We start from the raw sequence: 12131 nt of genomic DNA on the forward strand, positions 1-12131 counted from the left end.
ATCGGGACTATGAGGGCCCTGTGAACGAAGCGTCAAGTCTTTTCAAAAACCGAGACGCTCCCGGCGCACGGAGTACACGACGAATCCCGCCCCCAGCGCGAGCAGTGCGGTCCCGCCGGCCACATAGGGAGTGGTGTCGAAGCTGCCGGTGTCGGCGAGGCGGGTGCCGTCCTCGCGCTCCGAGGTGTCCGTGGTCGTGGAGGCGGCCCGCGCCTGGGTGGTGACCTGCGTCCGGGTGGTGGACGGTGCCTGGTCGCCGGACCGCGCCCGGGTGGTCTGCGACGCCGCGTTCGTTCTCGCCGGGGCGTCCTGCGTCGCGTTGGCGTTCGGGACGAACCACAGGGCGCCCAACAGGGTCCCCGCGGCGGCGGCGGTCAGCAACGGACGGCGAGCGGATGACACGGAATATCGATCCCCTTGTGACGCTGGCGAATTGGCCGTGTGTCCCGATGCTAATGAAAGGCGCGGGTCGCGGGAAAGTTGCGGGAGCCGACAGGTGCGTACTCCAGAAGGGAACACCGAAAAAGCGCCCAGATATGTCCTGATTCACACGGATTTCGCATCGGTGCGGGAATGCGCCGGCCGCTGTGACCGAAGACACCGCGGCGGGGCCCGGTGCCCCCACCGCTCCGTACGGGCTGGTCAGCGCGGTGCCGGGGGCCGGACTTCACCGACTCTCCCGGCCCCGCGCACCGATCGATCATGCCTCTGACTCGCCTTGCGGGGGCCCGGCCGAGGATGATGGTGGGCGGACGACGGGGCGGACACCGACGGTGGTGGCCGCACGGGTGGCATCGGTGGGGCGTATCGGGGAATTCTTGACTCCGGACGGCAACCGCGCCCGGGGTTCCGTCGTCTCAGGCAATGCGCCCCGAGCAATGTGCCTCAGGATGATGCGCCGACCGACACCGCGCCGCGGGTCCCGGGCGGGCCACCGCCGCCGTGGACGTGGTGTGGCCCACACATCGGGGAAATGTGGAACGGGACGAACCGGTCGGGGCGTTGAGGCTTTTTAAACGGGGACCCTCGGGGTAGTTCGGGATTTCGGCAACGATGGAGAAGCGTGTGATGACGGACAGTAGGCGGCGCAGGGGTCTGATGACCGCGTCCGCACTGCTCGGCGGTGTTCTGGTGCTCACCGCGTGTTCCAGTGGCGACAGCAGCGCCTCGGACGGCGCGGGAAGCTCCTCGCAGGCCCAGGCCGACGAGGCGGCGGCCCAGAAGGCCTCCGAGGCCCAGATCAAGATCACGCCCGCGGACGGCTCGGACAACGCCTCCATCAACAACTCGGCGGCCGTCACGGTGAGCAAGGGCACGCTCACCGAGGTGACGATGACCACCGCCGACGGCACCGCCGTGGCGGGCGAGCTCTCCGCCGACAAGACCACCTGGAAGCCCAGCGACCAGCTGGAGCGCTCCACCACCTACAAGCTCGCGGCGACCGCGAAGGACTCCGACGGCCGCGAGGCCCACGAGAACGCGTCCTTCACCACGGTCTCCCCCGACAACAGCTTCATAGGCAACTTCACGCCGGAGGACGGTTCCACCGTCGGCGTGGGCATGCCGGTGTCGATCAACTTCAACAAGGAGATCACCAACAAGGCCGCCGTCCAGAAGGGCATCACGGTCAGCTCCAGCAGCGGCCAGGAGGTCGTCTGCCACTGGTTCAACACCCAGCGCATGGACTGCCGCCCCGATGAGTACTGGCAGGAGAACTCCACCGTCACGCTGAAGCTCGCGCTCGACGGCGTCGAGGGCGCCGACGGCGTCTACGGCGTCCAGCAGAAGACGGTCACCTTCACGATCGGCCGCAACCAGGTCACGTACGTCGACGCGAAGACCAAGCAGATGAAGGTCACGCAGGACGGCAAGACGGTCCGGACCATCCCGATCTCCGCCGGCTCGCCCGACAACAAGACGTACGAAGGCCAGATGGTGATCTCCGAGAAGTTCAAGGAGACCCGGATGAACGGCGCGACGGTCGGCTTCACCGACGACGACGGCAAGGGCGAGTACGACATCAAGGACGTGCCGCACGCCATGCGCCTGACCACCTCCGGCACCTTCGTGCACGGCAACTACTGGGGCGCGAAGTCCATCTTCGGCTCGGTGAACACCAGCCACGGCTGCGTCGGCCTGTCCGACACCAAGGGCGCCGACGACGACAGCACGCCGGCCGCCTGGTTCTACAACAACTCGATCATCGGTGACGTCGTGGTCGTCCAGAACACCGGCGACACGACCGTCTCCCCGGACAACGGCCTCAACGGCTGGAACATGGACTGGGCGCAGTGGAAGGCCGGTTCGGCCGTCTGACCCGCCCGGCCCCCGGCCGATTCACAGCTTTCCGGTGCCGCCCCCAGGGGCGGCACCGGTGTTTCCGGGGTTGTTCACAGCCTTCTCATCGTTCTCTTATATTCGCCTTATCCCTTCATCACGGTCTGTCCCTAGCTTGCGGCGCATGTTCTTCACCTACCTGAGGCGCGAACTGCGCCGCCGCAGAAAGGCGGCCCTCGTCGTCGCCTCCGGGCTCGCGCTGGGTATCGCGCTGGTCATCGTGGTCACCTCCGTGTCCGCCGGCATGAGCAAGGCCCAGGACAAGGTCCTGCAGTCCCTGTACGGCCTGGGCACGGACATGACGGTCACCAAGGCCGCCGCCGCCCCCACCGCGAACTCCTCGGAGCGCCCGCGCTTCCAGTTCGACGCGCAGGAGGACGGCTCCGACGAGGAACAGAGCAGCGACCGCGTCATGGTCCAGGGCTTCCAGACCCTGTCCACCTCGACCGTCACCAAGGTCGGCAAGCAGAACGGCGTCGCCGACGCGGTCGGCGGACTGAGCCTGCAAGTCATCAAGGTCAGCGGCCAGTTCACCCGCGGCCAGTTCCAGCAGGACGGCAACGGCGGCGGCCAGCAGGGCGGTCCGGGCGGCAACGGCGGCGGCTCCGGCCAGCCGCAGGGCGAAGTGCAGGGCGGCGGCGCCGACTTCGACGTCAACAACTACTCCGTCTACGGCACCGACGTCGCCGAGCCCGCGCTCGGCCCGCTGACCTCCTCCAAGATCACCAGCGGTCGTACCTTCAAGACGACGGAGACCGACGGCAAGGTCGCGGTCGTCGACTCGGCGTACGCCAAGGAGAAGGAGCTCAAGGTCGGCTCCACCGTCACCATCAAGAGCGTCAAGTTCAGCGTGATCGGCATCGCCACCGCCGACAGCGGCGACTCCGCCGCCAACGTCTACATCCCGCTGACGCAGGCTCAGACCCTCAGCGACTCGAAGGACAAGGTCACCACGATCTACGTCCAGGCGACCGACTCGCAGAAGATCGACAGCGTCAAGTCCGCGATCCAGAAGAACGTCTCCGGTACGACGGTGACGACCTCCGCCGACCTCGCGGACACCGTCTCCGGTTCCCTCTCCACGGCGTCCTCCCTCGCCACCAGCGTCGGCAAGTGGCTGTCCATCGCGGTGCTGATCGCCGCGTTCCTGGTGGCCGGTCTGCTGACCTCCTCGGCGGTCTCGCGGCGCGTGCGGGAGTTCGGCACGCTCAAGGCGCTCGGGTGGAAGTCCGGGCGCGTCACCCGCCAGGTGGTCGGGGAGGCGATGGTCAACGGGCTGCTGGGCGGCGCGCTGGGGATCGCGTTCGGCCTGGCGGGCGCCTACGTCGTCACGGCCATCAGCCCCACCCTCCAGGCCCAGCTGGGTTCCGGCGGCGGTGGCGGCATGGGCGGCGGTGGCGGTATGGGCGGTGGCCCCGCCGGTGGCGGCATGGGCGGCGGCGGCCGGCAGACGGCCTCCCAGACGCTCGACGTCGCGCTCACCGCGCCCGTCAGCGTCACGACCGTGGCGATCGCCGTCGCGCTCGCCGTGGCCGGTGGGCTGATCGCGGGGGCGTTCGGTGGCTGGCGGGCCTCCCGGCTGCGGCCGGCCGACGCGCTGCGCCGCGTCGAGTAGCACGCCGCGTCGCGCAGCCGGCGCCGCCACCGCACCCCCTTCACCCACCCCAGGAGTTGACCCATGTACGAACTCAGAGGCGTCACCAAGCGCTACACACGCGGCAAGGAGACCGTCCACGCCCTCGACGGCGTCGACCTGACCATCCCGGACGGCGACCGGCTCGTCATCCAGGGGCCCACCGGCGGCGGCAAGTCGACGCTGCTGCAGATGCTCGGCGGACTCGACCGGCCCTCCGAGGGCGAGGTCGTCCTCGACGGCACCGACCTGGCCAAGCTCTCCGAGTCCCGCCTGACGAAGGTGCGCAGCGAGAACATCGGCTTCGTCTTCCAGTCGTTCAACCTCATCCCGACGCTCACCGCCCAGGAGAACGTCGAGACCGCCCTCGTCCCCCTCGGCGTGAAGACCCGCGAGCGGCGCGAGCGGGCCGCCGAGGCGCTGCGGTCGGTCGGGCTCGGCGAGCGGCTCGGGCACCTGCCCGGCGAGATGTCCGGCGGACAGCAGCAGCGCGTGGCGATCGCCCGCGCGCTGGTGAAGCAGCCGAAGGTGCTGCTCGCCGACGAGCCCACCGGCAACCTCGACGAGTCGATGCGCGACGAGATCATGGACGTGCTGGAGACCCTGTGGAAGGAGCACGGGCTCACCTTCATCATGGTCACCCACGACTCGTCCATCGCGAAGAAGGCCCCGCGCCTGGCGACGATCCGCAAGGGGAAGATCACGGTGAAGGAGAACGCCAAGGCCGCCGGCGCGGAGAAGGCCAAGGGCACGGTGAAGGAGAGCGCCCAGGGCACGGCAGCGGACGAGGACGCCAAGAAGGCCGCCGCCTCCTGACATCGGTCGCGTCCCTCGCGGCGGGGCCGGCGGCGCGTCCATCGGTCCCGCCCCTTCGGGTGCGCCGTGCGTTCCGCACCGGCACCGTTCCCGCACCCCCGGCGGCCTTTCGGCTCCGGGGGTGCGGTCATGCGGCCGGTGCCGGTGCCGGTGCCCGTCCCCCGCCGGTCAGGCGGACGGCGCCGGGGACCCCGTGCCCGCCCCCGCCTTCGTCGCGTCGGCTCCCCAGCTCGCCAGCAGCCGCAGCGCCTGAGCCGAGGGCGATCCCGGTTCCGCGTGGTACGTCACCATCGACTGCTCACCGTCGCCCGCGAGCCGAAATCCCTCGAAGTTCAGGGACAGCTCCCCGACCAGCGGATGACGGAGCAGCTTCACCCCGTGGCTCTTCTCCTTGACGTCGTGCGTCGCCCACAGCCGCCGGAAGTCCTCGCTCTTCACCGACAGCTCGCCCACCAGCGCCGACAGCCGGGGGTCGTCCGGATAGCACCCGGCGTCCATGCGCAGCGCGCACACGATGTCGATCGCCTTCTGCTCCCAGTCGACGAACAGCTCGCGGTAGTCGGGCCGCAGGAACACCAGCCGCGCCCAGTTCCGCTCGGCGTCCGTCAGCTCCGACCAGTCCCCGAAGACCGCCGCCGCCATCCGGTTCCACGCCAGGATCTCGGCCCGCCGTCCGACGACGTACGCGGGCACCCCGTCCATCACGTCCAGCAGCTGCCGCAGCGCCGGCCGCACCTGCCGGGCCCGCGCCGCCGGCTTCTTCTTGTGCTGCTTGGGCTTGGCGAGGTGGGTGAGGTGCGCGTGCTCGGCGTCCGTCAGCCGCAGCGCGCGGGCGATGGAGTCCAGCACCTCCGCCGACACGTTCCGCCCGTTGCCCTGCTCCAGGCGCGTGTAGTACGCCACCGACACCCCGGCCAGCTGCGCCAGCTCCTCGCGCCGCAGCCCCGGCACCCGGCGGTGCCGCCCGAAGTCGCGCAGCCCCACGTCCTCCGGCTTCAGCCGGGCCCGCCGGGTGCGCAGGAACTCGCTGAGCTCGGCACGCCGGTCCAGACCCGCGCCGGCCACGCCGGGTGCGCCGGGCGCGCCGGTCCTCGGCACGGGTTCGGGCTCGGGCTGTACGTCCATGCGTCCAGTATTCCTGGTCGTACGCACGCGATCCTGACCCTGCCAGTGGTACGCACCGTGGTCGTAGGCACAGGCGGGGGCTGGGCGGCCGTCGTGCGGGACGGCAGGCTGGTCGCCGTACCCGGTCCGATCGCGGGCCGGGTGTACGACCCGCTAGGAGACCCCCGCATGACCACGGGCACGACCACCGTCGCCGCGTACGCCGCCCCCGCCGCCAAGGCTCCGCTGGAGCGCACCACGATCGAGCGCCGCGCGGTCGGCGAGCACGACGTACTGATCGACATCAAGTTCTCCGGAATCTGCCACTCCGACATCCACCAGGCCCGGGAGGGCTGGGGCAAGGCGATCTTCCCGATGGTGCCCGGCCACGAGATAGCGGGCGTCGTCTCGCAGGTCGGCCCCGGCGTGACGAAGTTCGCCGTCGGCGACCGGGTGGGCGTCGGCTGCCTCGTCGACTCCTGCCGGGAGTGCGACAACTGCCGGGCGGGCCTGGAGCAGTACTGCACCGGCGGCAGCGTCGGCACCTACAACGCCCTCGACAAGAACGGCGAGCCGACCTACGGCGGCTACGCGCAGAAGATCGTCGTCGACGAGAACTTCGTCGTCCGCGTTCCCGACGCGCTGCCGCTGGACGTCGCCGCCCCGCTGCTCTGCGCCGGCATCACCACCTACTCCCCGCTGCGGCACTGGAACGCCGGACCCGGCAAGAAGGTCGCCGTCCTCGGCATGGGCGGCCTCGGCCACATGGCCGTGAAGATCGCGCACGCGCTCGGCGCCGAGGTGACGGTCCTGTCCCAGTCCCTGCGCAAGAAGGACGACGGCCTGAAGCTGGGCGCCGACCACTACCACGCCACCAGCGACCCGGAGACCTTCAAGAAGCTGGCCGGCACCTTCGACCTCATCCTGTCCACCGTCTCCGCCCCGCTGGACCTCGGCGCCTACCTGTCCCTGCTGCGCACGGACGGCGCCTTCGTGAACGTCGGCGCGCCCGAGGAGCCCGTCGCCCTGAACCTGTTCTCGGTGATCGGCGGCCGCAAGACCCTGGCCGGCTCCTCCATCGGCGGCATCCGCGAGACCCAGGAGATGCTGGACTTCTGCGCCGCGCACGGCCTCGGCGCGGAGATCGAGCTGATCGGCGCGTCCGAGATCAACGAGGCGTACGAGCGGGTGCTCGTCAGCGACGTGCGCTACCGGTTCGTGATCGACACGGCGACCATCTGAACGCCGGGACGCCGGGACGCCGGGACGCCGGGACGCCGGGACGCCGGGACGCCGGGACGCCCGGATGTCCGTACGCCCGTACGACGAGCACGGGCGAACGGCCGGCCGACACCGGGACGACCGCCCGGGGGCCCCGGCAGCGCACCGCGCCGGGGCCCTACGGGGCGGTGAAGGCCTCCCCGGCGCCGTAGGACCGCACGAGCACCCCGCCCCCCGGCGCCGGACGCACGGAATGGGCGCGCCCCCGCCCGGCGACCCGGGCCGTACCGTCCCCCGAGACCCGTACGACGGTGTGCTCGTCGACGGCGACGCCGTGCGCGAGCCGCCCGTCCGCGACGACGGCGGCCAGCCGCGGCAGCGTCCCCCACTGCGCCGCGTGCACGTCCACCCCGAACGGCACCAGCCCGAGTCCCGGCCGCACCTCCACCTCCTCCAGGTCCTCCGCGGTCTCCGGCGGACACACCGCGACCCCGTCGACCAGCCACCCCCCGACCACGCAGTCCCGCGCCGCGACCGCGGCACCGGCGGAGAAACCGGCGTACGGAACGCCCCGCTCGGCGACCAGCGCCGCCAGCGCGTCCCGGCACCCGGCGAGCGCCTCCTGGTACGCCGGCGTCAGCCCGCCGCAGACGAACACCGCGTCCACGTCGTCCGACAGCGCCCCGAGCCCGACCGGCTCCCCGACCGGCACCAGCAGCGGCACGGGCACACCGTCACCGGCCTTCCGCAGCAGCGCGTCGTACCGCGCGAACTGCTCCGCCCCGTCACCCTCGTCGACCAGCACGCACAGCACGCGCGGCACCGGTACCGAGGCGGCCCGCAGGAACGGCCCGTACACGACCTCGGCGACGGACTCGTCCCGCCCGCCACCGATCAGGAACACCTCACCGCCGGCCCTGTCGTCCCTCCCGCTGTTCCTGCCGCTCCTGATGGTGCTGTGGCTGCTCACGGGTGTGCCCCTCCGGCCGGTCGTCCGCTGTCCGCGGCCAAGTAACGCACGACCGGCGGCCCGGCCGCTCGGGTATTTCCCGGGGGTGACGGCCTGCGGCGGAGGTCACCGCGCCGGTGCGCCCGCACCCCGTACCGGCCGGCGCAGCAGGTAGACGGCCGCGACCGAGACCAGGACGGCCATGCAGGCGATGAACACCAGCCCCGCACCCTCCAGGCCGAGCGGGACCGTCAGCACGCCCACACCGATGACGGGGACCGAGATCCCCGCGTACGCCACCACGAACAGCGTCGAGATCACCGCCGCGCGCCGGTCCTCGGGAGACGCCCCGGCGACCACGGACAGCCCGCCGCGGAACGCCAGCCCCTGCCCGCCACCGCCGACGAGTGCGCTCAGCACGACCAGCGGCAGCAGATCCCACCGCAGTGCGCCCGCGAGCAGCGCCAGCCCGGCGAGCAGGCCGGCGCAGCCGAGCGGGAGCGAGCGTCCCGCCCCGACCCGGCCCACCGCCAGTTGCCCGGCGGTCGAGGCGAAGAAGGCCAGCGCGACGACCAGTCCGCTCACCGCGTGGTTGCCGACGCCCAGCGACTGCGCGAGGAACGCCGGGCTGACCGACGTGAACACCCCGAACAGCGCGAACCCGACGAACGAGGCGATCGCCGCGGGCCCGAACACGGCCCGCACCTGCGGGGGCAGCGTCGGCCACTGCGGGCGTACCGCGCTCAGCGGCCGCCGCTCCCGGACGGTCTCCCGAAGGCGCAGCAGGATCGCGGCCGACCCGGCCACCAGGACGAGGTGCACGGCGAACGGCAGGTACAGCGGCCGGGCCGCGTACTGCGCGAGCACCCCGGCGAGCAGCGGACCGCAGCCCAGGCCGCCCATGGTGGCGGCCGTCGCCACGAACGTGGCCCGGGAGGCGCCGCCGCGGGGCGCCGACTCCATCACGTACGCGGTGGCGGCTCCGGTGAACAGCCCGGCGGACAGCCCCGACAGCAGCCGCCCCGCGTACAGCCAGTCCAGCCCGGTGGCATACAGGAAACAGACGGCGCTCGCCGCCGCGGACCCCAGTCCCCACAGCAGCACCGGCCGTCTGCCCACGGCGTCCGAGGCGTTCCCGGCCAGCAGCAGCACGCCGATGACCCCGAAGGCGTACACGGCGTACACGACGGTCACCGTCACCTCGGAGAACCCGAACTTCTCCTGGTAGAGGCCGTAGAGGGGGGTCGGCAGCGTGGTCCCGGCCATGCACACGGCGAACACCGCCCCGGCGAGCAGACACTGGCGCCACCCTCGACGATCACCGTTCATGCCGCCGACCGTAACCCCGCACACCACCGCGCAAAGGTGTGGCGTGCCCGGCGGTGCGGGAGAGCCGGGGACGCCGGACAGCGGACCAGGGGGTCCGTCAGGTCACGGCCCCCCTGCGTCTCCTCCCGGGGCGGGCCGGCGGGCGGTGGTGTTCTGTCAGGTGCAGATCGTGCCGGTGGGCGGGAGCTGGCCCTGTGTCAGATAGCGGTCCACGGCGGTGACGACGCAGGCGTTGCCGCGGTGGTAGGCGGCGTGCCCGTCGGCGTCGTAGGTGAGCAGACGGCTGGAGGAGAGCTGGCGGGCGAGCGCCTTGGCCCAGGAGTACGGGGTGGCGGGATCGCGCGTGGTGCCGACGACCAGGATGGGGGCGGCACCCGGCGCGGAGACGGTGCGTGAGGGCTGGGCCGGCGGGACGGGCCAGTGGGCGCACTGCATGAGCGGCGTCGCGAACAACCTGCCGAACTGGGGCGAGGTGCGCAGGAACTGCGGCAGCGCCGCCTGGACCTCCGCGGAGGTGAACCGCGGGGCGAGCGGGGCGCTCAGGCAGCTGATGGCGAAGAACGCGTCGGTGGCGTTGCTGGCTGTGTCCACCGCGGAGCCGAGGAGTCGTTGCAGCGCGGTGGTGTCACCGGCCAGCACTTCCCGGAGCGCGGTGCGCAGCAGCTCCCACTCGGGGGTCCTCAGCGCCGTCGTGATCGCGATGAGGAGCTCGTCCCCCGAGACGGAGATGTCCTTGCCCTGTCGCAGGGGAACGCGGTCCAGGGAACGCCGGAGCGTGTCCAGTCCGCGGCTGATCTCCTCGACGGAGTGCCCCAGCGGGCAGTCGGTGCGGGCGGCGCATGCGGTGGCGAAGGACTCCCAGGCCTGCTGGTAGCCGGCCGCGGTCTGCAGGACGTCCTGGTACCCGTCGACGGAGGGGTCGACGGCACCGTCGAGCACCATCTGGCCCACCCGGGACGGGAAGAGGTCGGCGTAGGTCGCACCCAGGTAGGTGCCGTAGGAGAAGCCGACGTAGTGCAACCGGTCATCGCCCACCAGCGCACGGAACAGGTCCATGTCCCGGGCCGCGTCCAGGGTGCCGACATGGGCGAGCAGCCGTCCGGCGTGTCGTGCGCACGCGGTGGTGAACTGCTCGTACGCCGCGTCATGGGCGGCGAACTCCGCCGAGTCGACCGACAGGTGGCGGCCGACCCCCGAGGAACTCGTGGACGTGTCGGTGCCGCAGTCCACCGGGGTGCTGTGCTGCACGCCGCGCGGGTCCAGCGCGACCAGGTCGTAGGCGGCTCGCACGGCCGGGGAGAAGCGGTCGGCGCCGCCGCCCACCAGGAAGTCGATGGCGGACGCTCCGGGTCCGCCGGGATTGACCAGCAGCGAGCCCAGCCGTGTGCCGGTGCCGGTGGACTTCTTCCGGGTGGCCTTCAGGAGGAGGTCGCCCGCGTCCGGACGGGTGTAGTCCAACGGCACCTTCATGGTGGTGCACTGGAACGAAGGGGAGCCGGGGCAGGGCTCCCACAGGAGTTTCTGCTGGTGGTAGCGCCGTAGTCCGGGCGGGACGGCCGCGTCGGTGGCGGTGCCGTTGCCGGTGTCGGTGCCGTTGCCGTCCGCCTTCGCCGTCCGCGTCATGGCGGGGGCCTCTCCGGGCCAGGCGGCGTACGGGGCGGTCAGCAGCAGCCCGCAGGCACCCAGCAGCGCCGCCCTGTCGCGCAGCCTCCGCCTGCGTATTCGGTCGACGTGGGGTGTGCGGTCAGTGGCTCGTGCAGCGGTCATCGCCATGCCTTCCTCGTGCGCCCATGTGAGCGGTCCGGACCCGCCGGGTGAGGCTTCACGACGGGCCCGAGGTCACCCCCGTGCCGGGACGGTCCGGGCGGTTCCCACCACCGCGCTCCGTCCTGTGATCAGGTCATCACAGACTGTGCTCAATGGATGGTTCGAGTAGGCCGAAGGCGTGAACCGGGTCGGGCGGGTGCGTGGCGCGTCCGATCGGCCGCCCCCGCCCGGACCGGCCTGAGGGGACGTCCTCGGCGGCCGGGCGGAGTCCGGGGCGGTCGATCCGCGTAAGCGGCCGGAGACACCGCTGTCGCGTCACCCGGGCCGTTGGACGGCGCTCTGTGCGCGCGGGATTCGGCCGGCGCCGTGCCGGGGCCCGGTGAAGTACTCCGCGTCCCTGGCCCGCGCGGGGTCATGGCCGGTGGGGCGGGGGGCCGGTTCCAGGTGGGGTATGTACTTGGAGCAGTGGATGTAGGCCTCCTCGACGCTCAGGTGGACCCACATCTCAGGGCTGCGCCCGGGCGCGACGTCGGTGGGCAGGCCGGGATGGAGGGAACGCAGGGCCGCGTCGGTGTACAGCCGGGCCGTGCCGTTGACGTGAAGTCCGACGTGGTGGTGGGTGAAGTCCACGAAGAGCATGCCGAGGTGGGGGTTCTCCGTCATGTTCCCGGCGCTGGCGAGGACACCGTTCCCGCGGAACTCGGGATACGCGAGCGAGTGGTCGTCGATCACGTGGACGAATCCCGGCGGTCCGGCGCGGAAGCTGGCGTCGCACTCTCCGCGGGAGTCGGCGGTGGCCAGGAAGACCATGGCCTGGCGGCCGATGAAGTCCCGCATCTCGGGCGTGAGACAGGGGCGTACCTGTTGGTCGTAGAACCGGGCGGCGCGGTCGGCGGTGCCCAGTTGCTGCTGCAGCCGGTGTTCACCTGCTGATCCGAAGGGCGGCTGAGGGAAGGTCACGGGGGCGTTCTCCTG

The 12131-nt window shown here is 71.8% G+C and carries 9 protein-coding genes and 1 pseudogene; 4 read left to right on the forward strand and 6 right to left on the reverse strand.

The window, feature by feature from the left end:
• Positions 1–42: 42 nt before the first annotated feature.
• Positions 43–402: an LAETG motif-containing sortase-dependent surface protein gene (locus tag ACIP67_RS31980; RefSeq protein ID WP_401696401.1), complete on the reverse strand. Its 360-nt coding sequence runs from the start codon at positions 400–402 to the stop codon at positions 43–45.
• A 651-nt stretch (positions 403–1053) separates the two neighbouring features.
• Between ACIP67_RS31980 and ACIP67_RS31985 the strand changes: the two genes are divergently transcribed.
• The 3 genes and pseudogenes from ACIP67_RS31985 to ACIP67_RS31995 all read left to right on the forward strand — a co-directional run.
• Entirely contained in the window at positions 1054–2316 is a 1263-nt protein-coding gene (locus tag ACIP67_RS31985) for an Ig-like domain-containing protein (protein WP_401696402.1), read from the forward strand.
• Positions 2317–2461: 145 nt separating this feature from the next.
• Positions 2462–3952 carry an ABC transporter permease gene (locus ACIP67_RS31990; protein ID WP_401696403.1) on the forward strand — a complete coding sequence of 497 codons (1491 nt, stop codon included), beginning with the start codon at positions 2462–2464 and terminating at the stop codon, positions 3950–3952.
• A 63-nt stretch (positions 3953–4015) separates the two neighbouring features.
• Positions 4016–4690 (forward strand): annotated as a pseudogene (locus ACIP67_RS31995) (ABC transporter ATP-binding protein); the annotation flags it as partial.
• 264 nt (positions 4691–4954) lie between these two features.
• On the opposite strand, the gene ACIP67_RS32000 reads toward ACIP67_RS31995, so the two are convergent.
• The gene (locus ACIP67_RS32000; protein ID WP_401696404.1) at positions 4955–5911 is read right to left on the reverse strand and encodes a helix-turn-helix domain-containing protein; all 957 of its coding nucleotides are present in this window, start codon (positions 5909–5911) and stop codon (positions 4955–4957) included.
• A 168-nt stretch (positions 5912–6079) separates the two neighbouring features.
• Here ACIP67_RS32000 and ACIP67_RS32005 point away from each other — a divergent pair, with 168 nt between their 5' ends.
• Entirely contained in the window at positions 6080–7132 is a 1053-nt protein-coding gene (locus ACIP67_RS32005; protein ID WP_401696405.1) for an NAD(P)-dependent alcohol dehydrogenase, read from the forward strand.
• Positions 7133–7289: 157 nt separating this feature from the next.
• On the opposite strand, the gene ACIP67_RS32010 is transcribed toward ACIP67_RS32005, so the two are convergent.
• From ACIP67_RS32010 to ACIP67_RS32025, 4 genes are all read right to left on the reverse strand, one after another.
• Entirely contained in the window at positions 7290–8081 is a 792-nt protein-coding gene (locus tag ACIP67_RS32010) for a Type 1 glutamine amidotransferase-like domain-containing protein (RefSeq protein WP_401696406.1), read from the reverse strand.
• A 105-nt stretch (positions 8082–8186) separates the two neighbouring features.
• Entirely contained in the window at positions 8187–9389 is a 1203-nt protein-coding gene (locus ACIP67_RS32015) for an MFS transporter (RefSeq protein WP_401696407.1), read from the reverse strand.
• 156 nt (positions 9390–9545) lie between these two features.
• Positions 9546–11156 (reverse strand): alpha/beta hydrolase, encoded by a 1611-nt coding sequence (locus tag ACIP67_RS32020; RefSeq protein ID WP_401696408.1) that lies wholly within the window; start codon positions 11154–11156, stop codon positions 9546–9548.
• 315 nt (positions 11157–11471) lie between these two features.
• Complete coding sequence (locus ACIP67_RS32025; protein WP_401696409.1) at positions 11472–12116, reverse strand: pyridoxamine 5'-phosphate oxidase family protein; 645 nt, start codon at positions 12114–12116, stop codon at positions 11472–11474.
• Positions 12117–12131 lie beyond the last annotated feature (15 nt).

Origin of the sequence: Streptomyces sp. NPDC088812 (assembly GCF_044750285.1) — a bacterium.
Lineage (GTDB): Bacteria > Actinomycetota > Actinomycetes > Streptomycetales > Streptomycetaceae > Streptomyces.